Genomic DNA, 21069 nt, shown 5'->3' on the forward strand with positions numbered 1-21069 from the left:
AATTAAATCAGCTCGAAGGCGAATAAAACGTGACGCAGGCGGCATTCGCCGCGGCCCTGAAAACGGGGAATGAAAAGCGTGATGCGCATCGCGAAAGCGAGCGGGGAAACGGGCAAACGCGAACGGCCAGGGACCGTGGAGAGGCGTGCGAACAGGGGGAGAGCGGGCGCGGCGGCGGCGCCGGGGGAGACGGAACGCGGGTCAAGACCGCGGGCGACGCGGGAATGAGAACGCAACGGCCATCGGAAAATTAAAGGATGAAATCCAATTTCACGCCCCCAGAATACTTTGCTCTTGAAAAGGCTCTCCCGAGCGAAGCCGAAGTGCTTAAGACGAACAGCGAAGCGGTGACGTCTTTCCCAGAACGTGCCTTAAAGCCCGCACCGCCAATGACTAGGTTGGCGGCAACCGAACGATTGGCGGAGAGAACGCTGGTTCAGAATCCATGTATCAACGACTGACGCTTGCAAATCCCCTGCGAATCGGCAGCCGGTTCGCGCTGTTCGCCGGTCTCTGGATGGTGCTGGTCGGATGGGATCCGGCCTCCTGGATCATCGGGTTGCCGGCGGCGATCCTCGCGACCTGGGCCTCGCTCCGGTTGTCGACGCTGTCGCTGCAAACCCTCGATTTCCGCCAGTTTCTACTGTTCGTTCCCTATTTCGTGGTTGGATCGTTGCGTGGCGGGGCCGATGTCGCGGCTCGCGTGCTCCGGCCGCGCATGCGCATCGATCCTGGGGTTCAATACTACCGGACCGGACTGGCAAGCCCGGCATCGCGGGTGCTGTTTCTCAATGGCATCAGTCTGCTGCCGGGCACGTTGAGCGCGGATCTGCATCAAGGTCTGATCAGTGTCCATGCGCTCGATGCGTCGCAGGATCTGGCGCCTGAACTGGCCGCGCTGGAACGACGGGTCGCGGCGCTGTTTGGCGAGACATTGCCAGGGGATGCCGATGACTGAGGTATTCATGGCCGCGGCCCTGGTCCTGCTGCTCGCGATGGCGGCCGGTTTGGTGCGCGTCATTGTCGGCCCCTCCGCCGCCGATCGCATGATGGGCGCGCAACTGCTCGGGACCATGGGGATCGGCGTGCTGCTGCTACTGGCATTCGCCTTCGAACGCGATGCCTTGACGGATGTCGCATTGATCTTCGGATTGCTGGCATCCGTTGCCGCGGTCGCCTTGACCCGCAGGCGTATCGGGCAGGATCAGGACTGAATTCGTTCCCCGAACAGGATATCCCGCCATGGACCACTTGCTCATGTTCAGTCCGCTTCAGTGGATGTCAGTCTCGCTGATTCTGCTCGGTGTCTTTTTCTTTATCGCCGGTACCGTCGGTCTACTGCGGCTCCCCGATCTCTTCAGTCGACTCCATGCCCTGACCAAGGCGGACAACCTCGGGCTTGGTCTGGTTATCCTGGGCCTGCTGCCCTGGGCGCCGGATGTCTTCCAGGCGCTGAAACTGCTGTTGATCTGGCTGCTGGTGCTCATGGCCGGCGCGACCGGCGCCCATCTGATCGCCAAGCGCGCCCTGCGCGGCGATGGCGAGGATCTCCATTCGTCATGACGGTGCTTCTGCTGCTGTTCGATCTGGTGCTCGTGAGCACCCTGCTGGTACTGGCCATCGCCGCGCTCACCAGCCCGGAGCCGCGCCGGGCCGTGATGTTTTTCATCGCCTTCGGACTCTGGCTCGCCCTGGTCTGGGCGCGCCTCGGGGCACCCGATGTCGCCTTGGCCGAGGCGGCGATCGGTGCCGGACTCGGCGGCGCGCTGATGCTGGCAGCGGCCCGGCGGGCCGCGCGCCGGCAGCGGGAGGGCAAGGTCGATCGGGATGGTGAAGCGACATGAACCGCCCCGCGAAGCTGATGATCGGACTCCTGCTGTGTCTGTTCGCCCTAGTGCTCCTCTGGGTGTTTCACGCCGCCCTGATGCAGTCGCCGGGCGCCCGGCTGGCGGATCTCGCCATGGACTCGCTGCCGCTCAGCGGGGTCAAGAATCCGGTGACTGCGGTGCTCTTGAGCTACCGCGCCTACGACACCCTGCTGGAACTGGCGGTGCTGCTTGCGGCGCTGCTGGGCATCTGGTCGCTGGGCGCGGCGACGCCCGGCTTCCAGCCGGCCGGCGCGGCATTGGCCGCGATGGTGAGCTGGGTCGTTCCCCTGCTGATCCTGACCGGCGGTTATCTGCTCTGGGTCGGCGGCTATGCCCCCGGCGGCGCCTTTCAGGCGGGCGCCCTGCTGGGCTCCGCGGGGGTGCTCTTGCGGCTCGCCGGCGACGAACGCGCCGGCCTGCCATCGGAACGCGCGCAGCGCCGACTCGTCGTGGCGGGCATCGCCGTGTTCGCGCTGGTCGGGCTGGGGACCATGGTCGCCGGGATCGGCTTTCTGACCTATCCGCCAGGGTGGTCGAAATGGCTGATCCTGCTCATCGAGACCGCCGCGACGGTCTCCATCGGCGTGACACTGGCCGCGGCCTATGCCGGCGGCAAACCAAGGTCGCGCGCGTCGGATGGCGCGACGCCATGACCGCGCATCTGCTCTACGGCGGTGCTGGCATCCTGCTCTTCGTCCTGGGGGTCTGGTCCTTTCTCGTGCATGAGGCACTGCTGCGCAAGGTCATTGCGCTAAATGTCATGGGCAGCGGCGTCTTTCATCTGCTGATCGCCATCGCCGAACGTGGCAGCCTGCCGCCAGATCCGGTACCGCATGCCCTGGTCCTGACCGGCATCGTGGTGGCCGTCAGCGCGACCGCGCTGGCGCTGGCGATGGGGCGCCGCCTGGAAGACGAAGACGATGCTCGATAGTCTCGCGCTCGCGGTCACGGTCCCCCTGCTGGCCGCCCTGTTGGTGACGGCCCTGCCGGGTCGCGTCCAGACGCTCGGAGTCATCGGGGCCATCGCGACCGCGCTCGTGTCGCTGCAGGTCACGGTGCAGGTCTGGCAGCACGGCAGTCTGCGCTCCGATCCGGGCGGATGGGGCGCGCCGCTGGGTCTGGCATTAGAGGCCGACGGACTCTCGGCCGCGCTGCTGGCGATGGCGGCCCTGGTCGCACTGGCGATCAGCATCTACGCCACCGGCTACTTTCGCGAGGGCGAGCGGCGTCTGCATTTCTGGCCACTGTGGTTCCTGCTGTGGTCAGCCCTGAACGCCCTGCTGCTGGCCGCGGATCTCTTCAACCTCTATGTCACGCTGGAATTATTGGGACTGACGGCCGTCGCGCTCGGCGCGCTGACCGGTCAGCGGGAGGCGGTGGCCGCCAATCTGCGCTATCTGCTGGTGGGTCTGCTCGGCTCCATGACCTATCTGCTCGGCGTGGTCCTGCTCTATGCCGCTTATGGCACGCTCGACATCGCCCTGACCGGCGCGGCCATCCGTCCCGGCCCCGTCGCCAGCGCCGCGCTGGTGCTGATGACCGGCGGACTGGCATTGAAGGCGGCGATCTTCCCGCTGCATTTCTGGTTGCCGCCCGCCCATGCCAACGCGCCGGCACCGGTCAGCGCGGTGCTGTCGGCCCTGGTGGTCAAGGCAGCCTTTTATCTCATCCTGAGACTCTGGCTGGATGTCTTCGGCACGATCGTGACGCCGGCCGCGGCGGGTCTGCTCGGGCTGCTTGGCGCCGCAGCGGTGATCTGGGGCTCCTGGCGCGCCTTGCGCGCCGAACGACTCAAACTGCTCGCGGCCTATTCGACCCTGGCCCAGATCGGCTATCTCTGTCTCTTCTTTCCCCTGTTGCAGGCAACGCCCGAGGGTCCGGCGCGCGATGATCTGCTCGCGGCCCTGGTGTTGATGGCGATCAGTCATGGCTTTGCCAAGGCGGGTCTGTTCCTGGCCGCCGGGCTGGTGCAGCACAGCGCGGGACATGACCGGATCGACGAACTCGGCGGCACCGCGCAGCATCTGCCCGCGGCCACCTTCAGCATCGCGCTGGCCGGGACCGCCCTGATCGGCTTGCCGCCGAGCGGCAGCTTCATCGGCAAATGGATCCTGATGACCGGCGCCATCGAGACCGGACAATGGTGGTGGATCCTGGTGATCCTGATCGGCACCCTGCTGGCGGCGGCCTATATGTTCCGGGTACTCAGCCGCGCCTTCAATGAGGCGCCGACACCACGCCGCTTCGTCACCCAGGCGAGCACGGAAGTGCCGGCCCTGCTGCTGGCGCTGACCTCCGCTGTCGTGCTCGGTCTGGGCGCGCAACTGCTCTGGCGACTCATGGGTTTCGGAGTGGTCGCATGAACTTCGATACGCTACTGCCGGTCGGTATCGTCCTCACGTCACTCCTGGCGGGCGGCTTCATCTTCCTGGTCAAGGAAGAAAGCCATGTGCTGCGGGGCGTGCTCAACCTGAGCGGGGCCATCGTCAAACTGCTGCTGGTGGGGGTCATGATCTGGGGCGTCTATCATGGCCATGTCTACGAGGCCCGCTGGATGCTGGCACCCGGACTGGAACTGGTGCTGCACGCCGACGCGCTCTCGGTGCTCTTCGTGACCCTGTCGAGCGTGCTCTGGCTGGTCACGACCATTTACGCCATCGGGTATCTGGAGGAATCACCCAACCGCAGCCGCTTCTTCGGCTTTTTCAGTCTCTGCGTCTCGGCCACGGTGGGGATCGCCCTGGCCGGGAATCTGCTGAGCTTCGTCATCTTCTATGAACTGCTGACGCTGGCGACCTATCCGCTGGTGGCCCATCGCGGAACCGCGGAGGCCACGCGCGGGGCCAAGATCTATCTGGCCTATACCATGGGCGGCGGGGTGCTGCTGCTGACCGGGGCCATCTGGCTGCAAGTGCTGACGGGGCCGGTGGATTTCGTCCAGGGGGGCGTGCTGTCGGGATCGGCGCCCGCGCTCGAAGGTCAGTTGATCGCCATCTTCGTTCTGCTGCTCGCCGGTCTTGGGGTCAAGTCGGCGCTGATCCCCCTGCATGGCTGGCTGCCGCAATCCATGGTCGCGCCGGCACCGGTGAGCGCGCTGCTGCACGCCGTGGCCGTGGTCAAGGCGGGTGCGTTCGGCATCCTGCGGGTGGTCTACGATGTCTATGGCGTCGCCTATGCGAGTTCGCTCGGGCTCTTGACCCTGCTCGGCATCCTCGCCTCGATGACCATCCTTTACGGGTCCATCAAGGCGCTCTCGCAGGACGGGCTCAAGAAGCGGTTGGCCTACTCGACCGTGAGTCAGGTGTCCTATATCGCGCTCGGGGCCTCGATTCTTGGCCCCATCGCCACGGTTGGCGGCATGGTGCATCTGGTGCATCAGGGGATCATGAAGATCACGCTCTTCTTTTGCGCCGGCAACTATGCCGAGACGCTCGGCATCCATCATGTCAGCCAGATGGACGGCGTCGGCCGGCGCATGCCCTGGACGACCCTGGCCTTCAGCGTGGGCGCGCTGGGGATGATCGGCATCCCGCCGATCGCCGGTTTCGTGACCAAATGGTATCTGGGCCTGGGCGCGGTCGAGGCCAACGCGCACTGGGTGCTGCTGATCCTGGCGGCGAGCAGTCTGCTCAATGCCGGCTATTTCCTGCCGATCCTCTATCGTGCCTGGTTCCGGCCGCCCCCGGAGGTCTGGCCTGCCGAGCACATTCACGCCGGCCGCTTTGAGACCATCGGTGCGCTCCTCTGGCCGCCCGTGATCACCGCAGCCTTCTGCTTGATCGCGGGACTCTTTGCCGCGGCGCCCTTCAGTCCGCTCGAATGGGTCGAGTTGATCGCGCGCCGGGAGCACGGCCTGTGAACCCCTGGCTGCTGCTTCTGGTCTGGGTGTGGCCGCTGGCGCTGGCGGCGCTGGTGGGCGCGCGGACGCTGTCCGGGATCTCGCGGCGACCCTTGGACGCAATCGCCGCGCCGCTCTGGTGGCTACCCGCCATCGGCGCACTGCCGGGACTGGCCGCCGCGCTGCTGGTCCCGCTGGACAGCCGGCTGGAACTGCCCTGGCTGTTTCTCGGCACCACCCTGGGGCTCGATGCCACCGGCCGCGTCTATCTGCTCTTCACCGCCATCCTCTGGCTGGCGGCGGGCGTCTATGCCGCCTTCAGTCTACGCGGGCAGGCGCACGGCGGGCGGTTCGGCACCTTTTTCCTGCTGGCGATGTCCGGCAATCTCTGGCTCATCGTGGGCCAGGATCTGCTGAGTTTCTATGCCGGCTTTGCCATGATGGGACTCGCGTCCTATGGTCTGGTCATTCACAACGGCGACCCTGGCGCCTTGCGCGCCGGCAAGGTCTATCTGGTCATGGCCCTGTTCGGCGAGGTGACCCTCTTTGCCGCGCTGGTCATGATCGCGAGTCACGCGGGCACCCTCGTGCCGACCGCCGCGCAACTGGTCGGCCTCGATGGCCTGGCGATCGGGTTCCTGCTGGTCGGACTGGGCGTCAAGGCGGGGATGGTCCCGCTGCATCTCTGGCTGCCGCTCGCGCACCCGGCCGCGCCGATTGCCGCGAGCGCCGTGCTCAGCGGCACCATGATCAAAGTCGCCATCCTGGGCTGGCTGCGCTTCCTGCCGGTCGGCGCGGTGGCGCTCGCCGATTGGGGCGCATGGCTGAGCGCGGCCGGTCTGCTGACCCTGTTCTTCGCTCTGCCGATCGGCATGACGCAGTCGGATCCGAAGGTCATCCTGGCCTATTCGAGTATCAGTAAGATGGGTCTGCTGATGCTGCTGCTGGGTTTGATCCTGAGCGACCCGGCATTGGCCCCGGTTGGCGTTGTCGCCATCACCCTCTATGCGGCGCATCATGCACTGGTCAAGGGCGGTCTATTTCTCGGCGTGGGGTTGCGCAAGTCCGCCGCGATCGCGCAACCGCTGGTGCTTGGCGGACTGGTCATCCTCGCGCTGTCACTCGCCGGAGCGCCGCTGACCAGTGGCGCCGTGACCAAGTATGGCATCAAGCCGCTGCTCGATGCCGCCAACTGGACATGGCTGGCGGCGGCGGTCGCCCTGTCCGCGGTCGCAACCACCCTGTTGATGACGCGCTTCCTCTGGGTCAGTGTCCGCACCGAACCGCATCCGCAGCCGGGCTATGCCTGGCCCAGCGCCGCCTGGGCGGTGCTGATCACGCTGGTTCTGCTCTTTCCCTTCCTGCTGGGCAACCCGGCGGCCTGGCTCACCAATGCGGCAACCCTTGGGGCCGGGATCGGCATCGCCGTCGTCATCGGCGCACTGGTACTGCGCTATCCGGTCGGATTCAAGCGACTGGTCGGTCGGATTCCCCCCGGCGATCTGCTGGTGCTGGCCGCACCGCTGCTGCGCGTCCTGGTGTGGCTCGGGCGGATGCTCTGGCGTCCCTGGCACCGGCTCTATGGCAGGCTAGAGGGCGCTGCGATCGATGTCTACAGTCTGATTTTCGACCAGCCGGTGGGCGACGCCGAGCAGCGTCTGCGCGAGTGGCCGGTGGCGGGCACGCTCTGGTTGGGGCTGACGGCGATGCTCTTCCTGTTCGTGATCACGGGGACACCCGGTCCATCGGGAACCGTCAGCCCACCGAGTCTGGCGGCGGAAACGGCCGCTCAAACCGAGTCCGCGGCGCCAGTCGATCCGCTTGTCATGCCGGGTGAGTCGAGCGCCGACAGTGCGGAGCAACCGGACTCAGCGCCCGCGCGAGAAACGGACGGCGCGGACATGGCGTCCGCGACCGATGCCAGCGAGGTCGAACGCATGGGCGCGGTGAGTGACGGCGGCGAATCCCTCGACAGGCCCGATGCGGCCGTGACCAAGTTAGATCCAGCGCGCTCCGGCGACATCCCGCTAAGCGACGCGGATGCCGGAGAGTCGGGCAGGATAGCCGCCGTGGCCCCGCTCTGCGATCCGGCGGTTCCCTTCGTCTTTGCCAGTCACACCAACCCCGCCGATGCCATCGCCCTGGATCGCTGCATCAAAGACACCGAGACCGGAGCACTGAGTCTGCTGGAGTCGCCGCCGCTCACCAATCGGCTGGTCCAACTGGTGCAGCGGAATCTCAAATGGCTGGGCTTCGACCCAGGCCCCATCGATGGCATGATTGGCCCCAACACCCGCCGCGCCATTCGCGCCTTCCAGCAGGCCGAAGGCATGCGACCGACAGGAGGGATCGGCTTCGAGCTGCTCGAACGCCTTAAACCGCGTCCGGACTGAACCGCGCATCATACAAGGGGCGAATTCATTCGCCCCTTGGCGCTGCGCGCCGGAGATATTTGTTGAGCTTGTCGTCGAAGGTGAAAACCGATTCGCTTTCCACGAGGTGATAGGCCAAAAGCAAGGCATCCACGAAATCAAGTCCGCTTTCGCTGTAGCATTCCAGCCCTTTCAAGAACACCGCCGGCTTCTCCATGCTGACCTGGGTTTCATCCAGCAAGCTCCCGAGTTGACGCTGAATTTCCTTTCGCTCGACCGCATAGACCTTCTGCAACACGTACACCACTTCGCAGGCGACCTCCATGGGCAAGGTTGCTGACTGCCGCTCGATCATCTCCGCCGCCTTGGCGGAGAGATCCGCGTGGTCGTCCAGCAGATAACGCAGTACCACATTGGCATCAACGAGGCTCATGTTTTTCGCTCGCTGCCTCTTGCCAGGCGTCTTGCTCTTGGGCAATCAGGTCAGGCTTGGCATAGTGCTTCAGGCAGCCACGCAAGCTTCTTTGGGTCGCGACCTGTTGCGAGCCTTCTTGCGACGCGCCCAGCACGATGATTTCCACCGCTTGGCCCCAGAACTGCTCGGGCAACCGGAGATGGACCTCGCCATTCTCCACGGTTTGAATAGTGCGCATGGCTTCCATCGCTTACACCTCTCATTACCCTTAATTCAGTATCAATCATCAAACGCTGACATAGGCGGCGCGGACCTGCCCGCCCTGCTCGTACTCGACGAGATGCTGCCGATCCGCCAATAGGTTTGCACCTGAATGGTATCGACACGGCGTCATTGATCATGCTCGGCGATACAGAGAGTTGGCTTGACGGACGTCAGTCCTTGGCTAGACACCTGTAGAGTATCCCAAATTCACGATAGTCTCATGCACGGATACGCGCCTTGGCGCGGTCGCTGTGAAGTGGTCTGGCCACATGACGCCTGCTGTTACCCGATGCGGAAAGCGGTTTAAATAACGGACCCTCCGCCGTTCTCGCGCCGACGCGACAGCCGGCTATAAGTCTTATCCAACTGTTTGCGCAACTGGGCGCTTTCTTCGTCGAGAAAGGTCAGAAAGGCGTTGGCGACAACCGAGAGTTCCTTGCCCTTGGCATAGGCGACAGACCATTGGCGCTCCAGCGGAAACCCCTGGACATCAAGGATCGTCAACTGCGAGTGCGCGGTTTCCTGGATCAGGGTGTGGAGCGAGAGAATGGAGATTCCGAGCTGGCCATAGATCGCATGCTTGATGGCCTCGTTGCTGCCGAGTTCCATGCGCACCCGCGGTCTGAGTCCGGCCTCATTGAAGGTCTTTAGGACATAGTCGCGGATGCCGGAGCCCGGCTCGCGCATGATGAAATATTCCTCCGCCAGGCGTTCCAGGGGGATCTGTCGTTCCCGCGCGAGCGGATGGTCGCGATTGGCGATGACATAGAGCGGATTCGGTGCGAATGGTCTGGTGACCAGGTCGATGTCGCGATCTGGGTTCTGGCCCAGAATATAGAGATCGTCCTTGTTGCCGATCAGCCGCTCGATGACACTGTCCCGATTGGTAACCTTGAGCGAGACATCGACGCCGGCGTAACGCTGGCAGAAGCGTCCGAGCACCTCTGGGGCGAAATACTTGGCGGTGGTGATGACGCACAACCGCAGATAGCCCTGTTTCAGACCCTTGATGTCCGCGACCTTCATCTCGAAGCGGTCGAGAACGCCAAAGACGTCCTTGACCGCGGTTTCCAGTTCGCGGCCGGTATCCGTGAGATGCACCTGGCGGCCAATCTGCTCGAACAGTGGTAGGCCGATGACGTCGGTCAGCCGTTTGATCTGGGTCGAGACCGTGGGTTGTGTCAGATACAGCTCGTCAGCCGCCTTCGTGAAGCTCTTGAGGCGCGCGATGGCCTCGAAGACCTGGAGCTGACGAAGGCTGACATGACGGGTGAGATTCATCATTCGGTCAAACATCGTTGGCTCACAGAGGTCGCGATCATAGCAAACCTCAGTCCGGCCAGACCCGCTGCCCGGACTGATAACCTTGATCATAGGGCACGAATGCCGCCGGCTTGGGCGCCGGTCGACGCTTGGTCGGGCGTTTCGGACTGCTCTGAGTGAGTGCCGGCCGGGTCTCCGCCGTCGCGGGCGGCGGCGCGGCGGACTGGGCAGGCGCTGTCGGCTGCTCGGTTTCGGTATTCATGCGGGTTTCCTCGTCTCTGCGCTTAGGGCTGGCCCGGTGTTGGGCGCGCGCTCATCAGTTCTTCGATCCGCTCGGCAAGCGCAAGGCGTTCGGGGGCGATGTCGGCGGCATCCTGCTCGGCATGGATGGAGATGTTCGCATAGGTCCGCCCGAAGCTGATGTCGGGGTAATAGCCTCCCGGCTCGCAGATCACGGCCACCGCGTCTAAAAAATCCCGCGTCTGTTCGTAGTCGTCGAACTCCAGTCGGCGTTCAAGACGTGGCGGGCGCTCGCGTCGTTTCCAGCCTTGCTGAGTGGCAGTCATCCGTTTATCGCTCCGGTGCGCAGTTGTTCGATCCAGGCTTCGAGTTCGCGGACGTGCCCGAACTCCTCGTCATGCAGGGTGCCGAAGAGCGCCCGGTTTTCCATGTCATTGATCAGGGCGCAGTAGTCAGCGGCCTCGCGATAGAGCGTCACCGCACGCCGTTCCAGTTCCAGATCGGCAGCGAGCAGATCGATGAGCGAGGGACCGGCCCTGACCGGCGTGATCTGAGACGCGTTCGGCATGGCGCCCAAGCGTAGCATCCGCGCCGTCAGGCGTTCCGCATGCTCCTGTTCCTCCAGCGCTTCCTTGCGAAAATGGTCGGCGACCTCCGCCAGTCCCCACAAATGGGCGAGCCCGGCGTGGGTGAGATACTGTTGAACGGCGCTGAACTCGTGGCTCAGGGCGCGGCCCAGATAGCCCAGCACTCTCGGGTTTGCCATCATGTTTCTTGACCCTTGGTTCCAGGCGCGGAGAGACCATGGCGGTCGCTGTGGCGACGCATCGTCTCAACCGCGCGAGCCTGCACCATCCGTCAGGACCGACCGTGTCCGCCGTCCGTGTCGCCGGGCTTCTCCGGCAGGACCGGCTCCACCTCGCGGTGCGGGCGGGCGATGATGTGGGCGGCGACCAAGCCGTCGCCCACTCGTTCGCAGGCGTCGGCGCCGGCCCGCACGGCGGCGTTGACCGCGCCGGTCTCGCCGCGTACCAGCACCGTGACGTAGCCGCCGCCCACGAATTCACGTCCGATCAGCCGCACTTCGGCGGCCTTGGTCATGGCATCCGCTGCCTCGATGGCGGGCACCAGGCCGCGCGTCTCAATCATTCCTAATGCGATTCCGTAGCTGTCAGAGGCCATGGTGAAATACTCCGAGTGTCGATCTGAAAACAATGTCGATTGCGTTCTTTGCGGTTCATCTGTGCTTGTTAAGTCAACCTGCCTGCTTGTCGCCGAGGCCGCCGAGCGGCAGAATCGGCTCCACCTCGCGGTGCGGGCGGGCGATGATGTGGGCGGCGACCAGACCGTCGCCCACTCGCTCGCAGGCATCGGCGCCGGCCCGCACGGCGGCGTTGACCGCGCCGGTCTCGCCGCGCACCAGGACCGTGACGTAGCCGCCGCCCACGAACTCGCGTCCCACCAGACGCACTTCGGCGGCTTTGGTCATGGCGTCGGCCGCTTCGATGGCGGGCACCAGGCCGCGGGTCTCGATCATCCCCAGGGCAATTCCGTAATGTTCGTCGGCCATTTCATGTACTCCTCTGTTTCAAAAAAGCAGGTTGTGTTTAAAACCAGGTTGCGTATTAAACGCGGATTATTTTGCCAATCATCAGGTTAGGGGGGCGCGCCATGTCTAGCTGCGCCGCGATGTCTCAGCCCCGAGTCGGTGCCGCGGTGCCCTCTCCTTGATCAATGATCCAGTGATCGATGATTCCTCCAATGCTCAGGTCGGTGAGCACCGCTTTGCCGACCGCCAGCCGCGCCGCCGAACCACTGATGGTGAACACCCAGTTCCCGGGCCGGCTGCCGACCGTGTCGACCGCCACCGCCCGCCCGCCCTTGGCGTCTCGCAGAACCCGCAAGGAGACGGATTGGAGCCCCGCAACTCGGCGCGTGCAGACCAGCGCGTCTTCGACCTGCATGATGTCCACACTCAGTTCTCCTTCCAGTGGTCGATGATGCCGACAATGGTTAGATCGCTCGGATAATCCTTATGGCCGGCGGCCTCGCGAGCCGCTGAACTGCCCACGCAGATGACCCAGTCGCCCGGCGTGCAGCCGACCGCGTCGACCGCCACCACCCGGCTGCTACCGTCTCTCACGACCTGCAGATGGCGGTGCTCCAGCCCCGGAATGCGGTTGGTCGCCACCAGTGGTTTTTCCACCTGACAGATCTTCATGCCGCTTTCTCCAGTGCCGTGAGCGAGCCGCCGACCGGCTCCGCCGGCGCGGCGCGGCTGCTGTCGCGCACCGTCCAAAAGGTCTGGATCAACCCGCGCTCGGCCAGGTCCGGATAGCGCTGGCCGATGGCCTCGGCGATACGCGCGCAGCGCTGGATCGCCCGTTCGCGCGCCCCCGGCACCTGTCCCGAATAGTCGAAGCGCAGCACGATGGGGATCGGCAGACCATGGGCGACGTTGAGACGCCGAAAGATCTTGATCCCAACGTCCAGGTTCGGCGCGCCTTCCTCCAGGGTGCGCATGAAGGCGAAATAGGTCAGGTTCCGAAGCTGGATCTCTTCGAAATCGCTGCCCACGCCGATGAAGCGTTCCTCATGTCCGATATCCGCATAGTGTCCGCCCTCGTAATGCCGCACATAGTCGATCTGCGCGATGTTGTTCTCGATCAGCCGCGCCATCAGGCGCTGCATCCCCGGCTCGGGCGGTCGGCCGCCATCGCGCGGTGCCGCGATCCGCTCGCGGATCAGGTTGCGCGCCGATGCCGCATCCAGCCGGGCGGTGGCGCCGTAGAGTTCGCCCGCGTCGATGAAACGATCCAGATCGGCATCCCCGGTCGCGCCGGGAAGGTGGATCCGCACCCGATCGGTGTCCGTATCGATGCCGAGCAGCAGCACCTCGATCGACGCCCCGCAGCAGTAACTGTTCTCCACTGCTTCGCGGAAGGCCCGCAACTGTTCCAGGCCGGCCATCGCGGCGCGACGGGTGTCACTGCCATGCGCCGCGCATCCGTGGTGCGTCGGGTCGCGGCTGCTGTAGTGATAGCTCACGACCTTGAGATAACGTGTCGGAGCGTCCGCAAGGTTTGGCACGCCCTCGCGGAAGCGGCTGAGTTCCACGCTGGCCCAACGCTCGACCGCTTCCTCGACATCGAAGAGCGTCCCGGCGTAGGACTTGCGACGCACGGCGCCCATCGGCAGGCGCAGCACATAACTGATGGCGTGCGCCAGACGCCCGTCCGCGCAGGGCGTCACATTCATGGCATGAAACCCGCAATCGAGCAGGAACGCCTGAAAGGCCTCGGACCGGTCGCGAGTCGCCAGCGGATCCTGCCCGACGTAGTCGCCGCTCATGATGCGCAGGGTCTCGAAGGTGGCATGCGCGAAGAGTTGGCGCATATCCAGATCATTGACCCAGGCATCCTCAAGCACCGTGCCTGGAAGCTCGAATCCAAGCTGCCGCCGGGATTCCTCTTGCGCCCAGGTCACAAAATCCGCCTCGTGCTGGCGGGCCGCCAGCGATTTGAGTGTCGGCACGATCCGCGCGAAGGCGCCCTTCACTCGCTGTTCATAGGCGCGCAACCGTTCGTTGTCCGCCCGCGGCGTGAGCGGATGTCCCGCGCTGGCGCCGAATCCCACGGCAACCGGGGCGCCGACCAGATCATCCACCGGCGTTCGGGTGCCGGCGGCCTCGGTTGAGGCGACTATCCGGCCGGCCGGCGTGCCGCTCCATAGCGGGGTGCGGGTGCGTCGGCGCGGTTGGGGTCTGATTCTCATCTCAGGTACTCCATGATTCCGGTCGCGGCCGTCAACGCACAGTCATCAGCCCACGGCGATCCACAAGCTGTTCCGCACAGCCCCCGATGGGGTGCTGGCTCGGCCCCGACCGGACGGCGGTCGCCGCCGAAGGTCGTGCCCGCTTGGCAACAGCCCCCGGAACTGGTTTGCCGATGACTGGCGTTGAACGTCTCCATCGTGCCGCCCCCTAGCCCCGCGCGCCGCCGGACAGCGTCACCAGCGCACCGCGTTCGGTGCTGCCGCTGCTGCCGCTGACCCGGATCTCGGGCACCTGACGCTCTTGCGCCTCGCGAAAGGTACGCGCGCCGGCAAATGGCCCCATCGGCGCGCCCCGTCGGGTCGGATTGCGCCCGACCGCGGATTTCCCCTCGGTCCCGGTGACCCGCTCGTTGCGCCCCCAGTCGTTCCCGGTGATCCGCGTGCCACCTTCCCGGCCTTCACCGGTGATGCGTGGGCGCGCGTCCGCCACTGGCCCAGCAGGCTCGCGTGGCGTGGGCGGTGCGAGCGGCACGGGATTGATGCTGACCCCGCGCGGTTGGGCACGACCGGGGCGGCGCTGCCGAAAGTCCTCGGTCCCCGTCACGACGCCGCTGGCCATGTTGAAAGGGCCGGTCACGCGGTCCTGCGGCTGGTCGTAACGGATGCCGGTGATCATCCGACTGGCCGGTTCCGACTGGGCCGCCTGAGCCGGTGACTCGACGCTGAAGGCACCCCAGTTGCCGCCGCTCAGCGGTTGCGGAAAATCCGCGCTCCCCGGCGTCGCCTCGACACCCTGGCCGCAGGTCGAAAAGAACTGGTCCTCCCCGATGTAGGGTGTGCCAGTGACCTCCTGGCAGACGCCCTTGGCGGCACCCGTCATACCCCCATCGATTCCGGGCTGAATGCCGGTGAGTCCAGCGCCCGGCGTACCGCGCGGGGATGGTGTGCGCTGGGCCATGGCCTGTAGCGTCTCGGGCGCGCAGTGCGACCGGAACTGCTCCTGTCCCAGATAGGCGGTTCCGGTGACGATCTCGCAGGTTCCAGGCTCGTTGCCGGTGACCTGACGCGAGCGCCCGACCAGACTGCCGGTGACCTGCTGACCGTGCCAGGTGGCATCGGCACCCACCTTCTTGATGCCCTGCGGTTCCGGTTCGGACCCGCTCCGGCAGTAGCCCTGATAGTGCTCGAAGCCCAGGTACTCGTTGCCGGTCACGCGCTGACAGCTTCCCGGCTCGTTGCCGGTCATGCGCTCGCTGCGTCCGATCATGGAGCCGGTCACCGAACCCCCGCCATAGGTCTGGGTCGACCGCACCTTGGGTGGCGCGCCTTCCGGGCCGGGGGAGGTATAGGGGGTGCCGGTCAGGGTGCGGCCCGCCCCCGTCTCGTCGCCCGTCACCCTGGGACTACGACCCACCTGGGCGCCGGTGACGGTCTGTCCTCGGTCGGTCATGATCGCCTCCTTGATGCGGTTCGGCGCGGGCATTGATTCGACTCCGCAGAACTCCTGGAAAAGTTCCGCGCCCATGTACTCGGTCCCCGTCACCTGACGGCAGCTGCCCGGTTCGTCGCCGGTCGTGCGCGCGCTGCGTCCGACCCGCGTGCCCGTGACCGTCTGACCCAGGGCGGTCGCGCTCACGCCGACCTTGGGCGGTCCCTCGGCGGGGCGGGGCGAGGCTGAGTGGCGTATCCGTCCACTCGGACGCGGACCGACGTCACCGCATTTGCCGTGCTCGCAGCGTTCCTCGCGCACCCGCCGTGCGATGTCGCGCGAGCTGACACCCGCGTTCCTGAGCAACGCCGTGGTCGCGGCGCTGCGCGACCGGCCGCTGACCGAGTCCGCGCCGGCCTTGCCGCGGTCGGACGTGGCCGCGCGGCGCGCCATCGACAGCATGCGACCGCGCGGCGGCTTTGGCGCCTTGCTGGCGGCGCTCCGGGAGCGGGTGGGACGCGCGCGGTTCTTGCCCGTGTCCTCGCTGACCCGCGGTTTAACCTCGACCTGCTCGGCAGACCGCCGGGCCCGGCGCGCGGCCACGTCCGGCCGCGTTTCCGCTTGTGGTGCGGGCCTGATCCGCGCGGTACTCGACGCGATCGCACGCCGGCGCGCGATCGCGGCATCGCGTCCCACCAAACCCTGTGTACTGGAACGCAGGGTCTCGGTCGGTGAGGTCCGAGTCAGGTGCCGCCGCCCATGGGTGATCTGCTCGCGCCGTTTGATCGAGCGCTGACGACCGTCGGCCACCTTGGGTGGCTGGCGCTTGCGCCTGGGCTCGTTCCGAACGGGTTCGATCTGAATCGAGCGCGGTGCCGGGCTCAATTCCTGGGGGGTCAGGGTGTGACCTGGTGTCTCGCGTGTAGCCGCCGGATCGCGGGCCGCCCGTGCGGGCGGCTCCGGGCTTGGCAGGCATGCCTTGCCGCCGGCGGCCATGGCGCGGCGTTTGGCGATGGACGCATCGCGCCCAGTCAGCCGTCGTTCGCTTCCAGCCTTGTCCATGATTGCCTCTCTTTAAACCGCTGCAACTCAGAGCGCCCGGTACACCAGGAAGGAATGTCCCTTGCTCTGGGCGTAGTTGTCATAGCCCACCAGGCGGACATGGTGGTCAGGGTAGGCGCGTCGGCAGGCCTCGATCTCGGCCAGGATGACGTTGGGATCCTGCTCGCCGAAGAAGGGCAGCTTCCACATCGGCCAGTAATAATCGAACGCGGTGCTCGGATGTTCGTGCTCAAGCGAGGCGTTCCAGCCGTTGTCCAGGATGTAGAGGATCTGCTCCAGGATCTCCTCCCGGTTGAGCGGAGGCAGGTAGGAAAAGGTCTCGTAGCGGCCGATGGTGGCGTGATCGCCAATGCTGCTTGCAATGCTCATTTGCGTGCTCTCTCAAGTCGTTCGTTAAGGAGTCCGGGGATGCCCGAGGCGTCTCGTGTCAGCCGACGTCCAGCTTGTCCACCACATCGAACTCGAACTTGATTTCTTTCCAGGTTTCCATCGCCGAGGCGAGTTCCGGACTGTGGCGCGCGGCTTCGGTGAGGATCTCGCGGGCATTCTTCTCGATCTCGACACCCTCGTTGCGCGCCTTGACGCAAGCCTCGGTCGCGACCCGGTTGGCCGCCGCGCCCGCCGCGTTGCCCCAGGGATGACCTTGAGTCCCGCCGCCGAACTGGAGCACCGAGTCGTCGCCGAAGATGGTCACCAGCGCCGGGATGTGCCACACATGGATACCGCCGGAGGCCACCGCCATCACGCCCGGCATGCCGCCCCAGTCCTGATCGAAGAAGAGTCCGCGTGCGCGGTCTTCCGGGATGAAGGACTCACGGATGGCGTCCACGAAGCCCAGGGTCGACTGACGGTCGCCTTCGAGCTTGCCCACCACGGTCCCGGTATGCAGATGGTCGCCGCCCGAGAGACGCAGACACTTGGCCAGCACCCGGAAGTGGATGCCGTGCTTGGGATGCCGGTCGATGACCGCGTGCATGGCGCGGTGAATATGCAGCAGCATGCCGTTGTCGCGGCACCAGTTGGCCAGACTGGTATTGGCCGTGAAGCCACCGGTCAGGAAGTCGTGCATGATGATGGGCGCGCCGCACGCCTTGGCGAACTCGGCCCGCTTGAACATCTCCTCGCAGGTCGGCGCGGTCACGTTCAGATAGTGTCCCTTGCGCTCGCCGGTCTCGCGCTGGGCCTTACTGACGGCCTCCGACACGAACTCGAAGCGGTTCTGCCAGCGCATGAAGGGCTGGGAGTTGACGTTCTCGTCGTCCTTGGTGAAATCCAGACCGCCGCGCAGCATCTCGTAGACGGCACGGCCATAATTCTTGGCGGACAGACCCAGTTTGGGCTTGACCGTGGCGCCCAGGAAGGGTCGGCCATATTTGTCCATGCGGTCGCGTTCGACCTGGATACCGCTGGGCGGGCCGCCGCAGGTCTTGACGTAGTGCAGCGGGAAGCGGATGTCTTCCAGGCGCAGATGGCGCACCGCCTTGAAGCCGAAGACGTTCCCGACCAGCGAGGTCAGCACGTTCACGATCGAGCCTTCCTCGAACAGATCGATGGGATAGGCGATGAAGGCGTAGAAACTCTCCTTGTCGCCGGGCACATCCTCGATGCGATAGGCGCGACCCTTGTAATAATCCAGGTCGGTGAGCAGGTCGGACCAGACATTGGTCCAGGTTCCGGTCGAGGACTCCGCCGCCACGGCGGCCGCGGCCTCCTCACGCGGAACATTGGCTTGCGCCGTGATCTTGAAACAGGCCAGCAGATCGGAATCCAATGGCACATAGTCCGGGGTCCAATAGGTCAGGGCATAGTCTTTCACGCCCGCGTCGTACGTTTTGATGCTCATGATTTACTCCGTTCAATGGGTGCGGCCTGAATTGAAGCGAAAGATAAATATGTCGAGCAGCGAGATCCAATCAATATAAGGAATATGTTTCATCGACGATTGTCGATGATTGATGCGTGGGAGGTGACGAGCGGGCGAGGCATGGCGATCAGAGCAGTCAGCCGCCAGCGATCAGCTTCCAGCCATTGTGTTGCGGAGGTTTGCGCTTCTTGCGTCACCCGGCGGGTGAGCCTCGGCAGACCTCGCTCAGTCGCCAAGTCGCTGATTCCCAAAAGCTGGCGACTGGAGGCTGGAGGCTGGAGGCTGGAGGCTGACCGCTCTTTTTGATGAAAGCGACGAGGGTCAGGCGACGTTGGCGGGATTGCGCAGCCGGCGGGTCTTCTCGACCATCCGATGGGTAGACAGATTGTTGTTGAAGCGCGAGACCTGGGTCAGCGGCACCCAGAGGATCTCATGGGATTCGTCGTTGCCGGGAATCTCCAGGTCGTCGTCCATCTCCACCAGGAAGCGGATATCGACGTGTTCGTGCCGCGGGCCGCGTTCGCTGACTGGAATGACGTGGATATCCACATCAAACACCGCGCTGTTCACGAGTCGCACATGCGAGGGATCCAGGCCGGTCTCCTCCGACGTCTCGCGCAGTGCCACCCGCAGGATGTCCGCGTCGCCGTCGGCATGGCCGCCAGGCTGAAACCACTGGTCGTGTTTGCGGTGGTGCAGCAGCAGGATCCGCTCCCGATCCGGGCTGACGACCCAGGCCGAGCCGGTGACATGACCGGGCCAGAGGTCACAATCGAAGCAGTTCTCGTGGCGCTCGATGAAGTCCAGCGCACGGTTCACATGGGCCGCCTCCTCCATGAACGGAGTTCGGTGGCGGTGCAGCAGGCTCAACAAATCGCGGCGATGCATGGGCTGTTGGTCGGTGATGATTGGGATGAGGGTAGTACAGCGGCGCTTCAGTTTTGGCAACCTCGTGCTTCGCTGCTCAAGTTCCGAGACCGAAGCCTCCTCGTTGTCGTTGTCGTAATCGAATATTCGCCATATCGAGACCGCGATCACGACAACGACAACGACCTGAGACGGTTACGATGAATGTCTTAACTGAAGATGGCGCCGGACGCAGGCAAATCAAAGCCGATGCACTCAGGCCGCCAGGCATCAGACGCCGGACAGGCTCTCGACGGCGGCAACGGCGGCCGCTGCGGCCTCGTTCACATCGCCCTCGGTGCCCGAGAGCGTGAGCCGCCCGAAGGCGCCGACGGCGCGCACGTCGATGATGGTGATATTCGCGGCCTTCTCGGCCTGATTGGCGGCATAGATGACATAGCCCGCCGGCTCGGTTTCCAGGATGAACATGCTCTGACCGGGCAGGATCATGGAGCCGCGGCGGCTCTGGCGATTGATCAGGACCGTGTGGTCCGGCGTGATGGCGCGAATGATCTCCTTCCAGGCGACCTGGCACTTCTGGCGGTCCTCCACGCGGGCGTTCATGTGCGACAGCAGGATGCGGCCCGCTTCCAGCACATTGCTCTGGTCGCGCTGATGGATCACCATCGACCCGAAATTGCGCTCGACCACCTGCTGCGCCAGATGCACGCGCGCCGCTTTCAGCGCCGTGTCCGTGAGGCGGTGCACCGCCATGCCGGGGGCGACTTCCACCCAGAGGCAGGCATCGCCCGGAATCGGCAGGAAGCCCTGGGAGACCGTGGCCATGTACTCGGCCAGTTGCGGCTGAAGCGAGTCAATGAAGACGTAAGTCCTGAGTTTGATCATAAAGTGACAGCGCCGAGACGGGTGGCTCCGCGGTGCGGGCGGAGGACGGGGATGACCAAGCGATTGTACAGGGAGGAAATCGCGGTTGTCGCAAGCTGGCTTCCCGATTCCGAGACCACCGTCCAGGATCCCTCCCGGACGGACACGGCCTGGCGGCGCTGTGCCTGTCATCAACTGGTCAAGATTCGACCGGCATGCGCGGATGTCAGCGATGGCGGGGCGAGCAGGCTACTCTACAGAGGTTATCCACAGATCTGATCACAGAAATTGTGCATATTTCAACCGCCTCGGCAGCGTGACTTCGTTGATCCCAAAGAGCACAGTCAGCCGTCAGCGACCAGCCTCCAGCCTCCAGCCGTTGTTTTGCAAAGGTTTTCGCTGATCGAAGCCTTCCCCCGCTGTGCGGATCCCAGCAAGCGAGGCACGATGGCCAAGTGTTTGATTCAAAAAGCTGGCCGCTGAAGGCTGGAAGCTGACAGCTCTTTCATTAATGCGGGCGGTGCACGGTCACGGAGAGCTTACTGTGCCAACCGACATTCTCGACATTGAGACGGATGTGATGATCGGCATGCGCGCGTCGGCAGCTTTCGATCGAGTCGTAGACCGCGTCCAGGTTACCGTTGTAGCAACTGGGTTGTTCCCAGAGCCTCCAGGCACTAAATCTGGGCGCGATCGCGGCGGCGTGCTCGATACAGATGAAACATCCCTGATGGAGACACTGGCCGAGTTGCATGAGGATCCGCTCTTCCGCCGGAAAGGGGCGGTTGGCGAGCGTCCGTTTCGTGGTCTGAGCTAAAGCCTGCATTTGGTTGCCTCACGGGTTTGGTGATTAGGGCCAGGAAGCCAGATCGAATCGAGCGCAACTGCTCGTGGGCTCCCGTCGTCGAGGCCAGAATAGTTCTTGAGCCTTTAACTGGGAAATTGGGAT

At 64.8% G+C, this 21069-nt stretch carries 27 protein-coding genes; 10 read left to right on the plus strand and 17 right to left on the minus strand.

Translation table 11 applies throughout. From position 1 onward, the window contains the following. Window positions 1–445: 445 nt before the first annotated feature. The 9 genes from CCR95_RS15045 to CCR95_RS15085 are packed head-to-tail and all read left to right on the plus strand — an operon-like array spanning window position 446 to window position 8099. Window positions 446–958, plus strand: coding sequence for a Na+/H+ antiporter subunit E (locus CCR95_RS15045; protein WP_201095947.1), 513 nt, complete (start codon window positions 446–448; stop codon window positions 956–958). Next, entirely contained in the window at window positions 951–1214 is a 264-nt protein-coding gene (locus tag CCR95_RS15050; RefSeq protein ID WP_201095948.1) for an MrpF/PhaF family protein, read from the plus strand. The genes CCR95_RS15045 and CCR95_RS15050 overlap by 8 nt, the downstream gene beginning before the upstream one ends. Window positions 1215–1242: 28 nt before the next feature. Further along, window positions 1243–1563: a monovalent cation/H(+) antiporter subunit G gene (mnhG, locus tag CCR95_RS15055; protein WP_242523270.1), complete on the plus strand. Its 321-nt coding sequence runs from the start codon at window positions 1243–1245 to the stop codon at window positions 1561–1563. Continuing rightward, on the plus strand, window positions 1560–1844 hold the full coding sequence (locus CCR95_RS15060) for a Na(+)/H(+) antiporter subunit B (protein WP_201095949.1): 285 nt from the start codon (window positions 1560–1562) through the stop codon (window positions 1842–1844). The genes mnhG and CCR95_RS15060 overlap by 4 nt, the downstream gene beginning before the upstream one ends. After that, a complete protein-coding gene (locus CCR95_RS15065; RefSeq protein ID WP_201095950.1) occupies window positions 1841–2521 on the plus strand; it encodes an MnhB domain-containing protein in 681 nt (226 codons plus the stop codon). The genes CCR95_RS15060 and CCR95_RS15065 overlap by 4 nt, the downstream gene beginning before the upstream one ends. Then, entirely contained in the window at window positions 2518–2799 is a 282-nt protein-coding gene (locus CCR95_RS15070) for an NADH-quinone oxidoreductase subunit K (RefSeq protein WP_201095951.1), read from the plus strand. The genes CCR95_RS15065 and CCR95_RS15070 overlap by 4 nt, the downstream gene beginning before the upstream one ends. Continuing rightward, entirely contained in the window at window positions 2789–4231 is a 1443-nt protein-coding gene (locus tag CCR95_RS15075) for a complex I subunit 5 family protein (RefSeq protein WP_201095952.1), read from the plus strand. The genes CCR95_RS15070 and CCR95_RS15075 overlap by 11 nt, the downstream gene beginning before the upstream one ends. Further along, the gene (locus CCR95_RS15080; RefSeq protein WP_201095953.1) at window positions 4228–5727 is read left to right on the plus strand and encodes a complex I subunit 5 family protein; all 1500 of its coding nucleotides are present in this window, start codon (window positions 4228–4230) and stop codon (window positions 5725–5727) included. Before CCR95_RS15075 ends, CCR95_RS15080 begins: the two co-directional genes overlap by 4 nt. Further along, entirely contained in the window at window positions 5724–8099 is a 2376-nt protein-coding gene (locus CCR95_RS15085) for a proton-conducting transporter transmembrane domain-containing protein (RefSeq protein WP_201095954.1), read from the plus strand. Before CCR95_RS15080 ends, CCR95_RS15085 begins: the two co-directional genes overlap by 4 nt. A 25-nt stretch (window positions 8100–8124) precedes the next feature. On the opposite strand, the gene CCR95_RS15090 is transcribed toward CCR95_RS15085, so the two are convergent. From CCR95_RS15090 to CCR95_RS15165, 16 genes are all read right to left on the minus strand, one after another. Beyond that, window positions 8125–8511 carry a PIN domain-containing protein gene (locus tag CCR95_RS15090; protein ID WP_201095955.1) on the minus strand — a complete coding sequence of 129 codons (387 nt, stop codon included), beginning with the start codon at window positions 8509–8511 and terminating at the stop codon, window positions 8125–8127. Then, entirely contained in the window at window positions 8498–8740 is a 243-nt protein-coding gene (locus tag CCR95_RS15095; protein WP_201095956.1) for a hypothetical protein, read from the minus strand. Before CCR95_RS15095 ends, CCR95_RS15090 begins: the two co-directional genes overlap by 14 nt. Before the next feature lie 320 nt (window positions 8741–9060). Beyond that, on the minus strand, window positions 9061–10053 hold the full coding sequence (locus tag CCR95_RS15100) for a LysR family transcriptional regulator (protein WP_201095957.1): 993 nt from the start codon (window positions 10051–10053) through the stop codon (window positions 9061–9063). Between the two features lie 34 nt (window positions 10054–10087). Beyond that, the gene (locus CCR95_RS15105; protein ID WP_201095958.1) at window positions 10088–10282 is read right to left on the minus strand and encodes a hypothetical protein; all 195 of its coding nucleotides are present in this window, start codon (window positions 10280–10282) and stop codon (window positions 10088–10090) included. 22 nt (window positions 10283–10304) lie between these two features. Further along, window positions 10305–10586 (minus strand): 4a-hydroxytetrahydrobiopterin dehydratase, encoded by a 282-nt coding sequence (locus tag CCR95_RS15110; RefSeq protein ID WP_201095959.1) that lies wholly within the window; start codon window positions 10584–10586, stop codon window positions 10305–10307. Continuing rightward, window positions 10583–11026, minus strand: coding sequence for a ferritin-like domain-containing protein (locus CCR95_RS15115; RefSeq protein ID WP_338115408.1), 444 nt, complete (start codon window positions 11024–11026; stop codon window positions 10583–10585). The genes CCR95_RS15110 and CCR95_RS15115 overlap by 4 nt, the downstream gene beginning before the upstream one ends. A gap of 92 nt (window positions 11027–11118) precedes the next feature. Beyond that, on the minus strand, window positions 11119–11442 hold the full coding sequence (locus tag CCR95_RS15120) for an alpha-carboxysome major shell protein CsoS1 (protein ID WP_201095961.1): 324 nt from the start codon (window positions 11440–11442) through the stop codon (window positions 11119–11121). Between the two features lie 73 nt (window positions 11443–11515). Further along, the gene (locus CCR95_RS15125; protein ID WP_201095962.1) at window positions 11516–11830 is read right to left on the minus strand and encodes an alpha-carboxysome major shell protein CsoS1; all 315 of its coding nucleotides are present in this window, start codon (window positions 11828–11830) and stop codon (window positions 11516–11518) included. Between the two features lie 124 nt (window positions 11831–11954). Further along, window positions 11955–12233 carry a carboxysome peptide B gene (locus CCR95_RS15130; protein ID WP_201095963.1) on the minus strand — a complete coding sequence of 93 codons (279 nt, stop codon included), beginning with the start codon at window positions 12231–12233 and terminating at the stop codon, window positions 11955–11957. A 2-nt stretch (window positions 12234–12235) separates the two neighbouring features. Then, a complete protein-coding gene (locus CCR95_RS15135) occupies window positions 12236–12481 on the minus strand; it encodes an alpha-carboxysome shell vertex protein CsoS4 (protein ID WP_201095964.1) in 246 nt (81 codons plus the stop codon). Further along, window positions 12478–14034, minus strand: coding sequence for a carboxysome shell carbonic anhydrase (locus tag CCR95_RS15140; RefSeq protein WP_201095965.1), 1557 nt, complete (start codon window positions 14032–14034; stop codon window positions 12478–12480). The genes CCR95_RS15135 and CCR95_RS15140 overlap by 4 nt, the downstream gene beginning before the upstream one ends. A gap of 208 nt (window positions 14035–14242) precedes the next feature. Continuing rightward, entirely contained in the window at window positions 14243–16525 is a 2283-nt protein-coding gene (locus tag CCR95_RS15145; protein WP_201095966.1) for an alpha-carboxysome scaffolding protein CsoS2, read from the minus strand. Window positions 16526–16552: 27 nt separating this feature from the next. Then, window positions 16553–16894 (minus strand): ribulose bisphosphate carboxylase small subunit, encoded by a 342-nt coding sequence (locus CCR95_RS15150; protein WP_201095967.1) that lies wholly within the window; start codon window positions 16892–16894, stop codon window positions 16553–16555. A 58-nt stretch (window positions 16895–16952) separates the two neighbouring features. Then, complete coding sequence (locus CCR95_RS15155; protein WP_201095968.1) at window positions 16953–18368, minus strand: form I ribulose bisphosphate carboxylase large subunit; 1416 nt, start codon at window positions 18366–18368, stop codon at window positions 16953–16955. 342 nt (window positions 18369–18710) lie between these two features. After that, the gene (locus tag CCR95_RS15160) at window positions 18711–19277 is read right to left on the minus strand and encodes an NUDIX hydrolase (RefSeq protein WP_201095969.1); all 567 of its coding nucleotides are present in this window, start codon (window positions 19275–19277) and stop codon (window positions 18711–18713) included. 249 nt (window positions 19278–19526) lie between these two features. Next, window positions 19527–20141: a BMC domain-containing protein gene (locus tag CCR95_RS15165; protein WP_201095970.1), complete on the minus strand. Its 615-nt coding sequence runs from the start codon at window positions 20139–20141 to the stop codon at window positions 19527–19529. A gap of 51 nt (window positions 20142–20192) precedes the next feature. On the opposite strand from CCR95_RS15165, the gene CCR95_RS15170 reads away from it, so the two are divergent. Next, the gene (locus CCR95_RS15170) at window positions 20193–20399 is read left to right on the plus strand and encodes a hypothetical protein (RefSeq protein WP_201095971.1); all 207 of its coding nucleotides are present in this window, start codon (window positions 20193–20195) and stop codon (window positions 20397–20399) included. 229 nt (window positions 20400–20628) lie between these two features. Here the strand turns inward: CCR95_RS15170 and CCR95_RS15175 are convergent, their stop codons facing one another. Further along, a complete protein-coding gene (locus tag CCR95_RS15175) occupies window positions 20629–20946 on the minus strand; it encodes a RuBisCO small subunit-like domain-containing protein (protein WP_201095972.1) in 318 nt (105 codons plus the stop codon). Window positions 20947–21069: the final 123 nt, after the last annotated feature.

The sequence above is a fragment of the Thiocystis minor genome (genome assembly GCF_016653465.1).
In the GTDB taxonomy this organism is placed as follows: domain Bacteria; phylum Pseudomonadota; class Gammaproteobacteria; order Chromatiales; family Chromatiaceae; genus Chromatium; species Chromatium minus.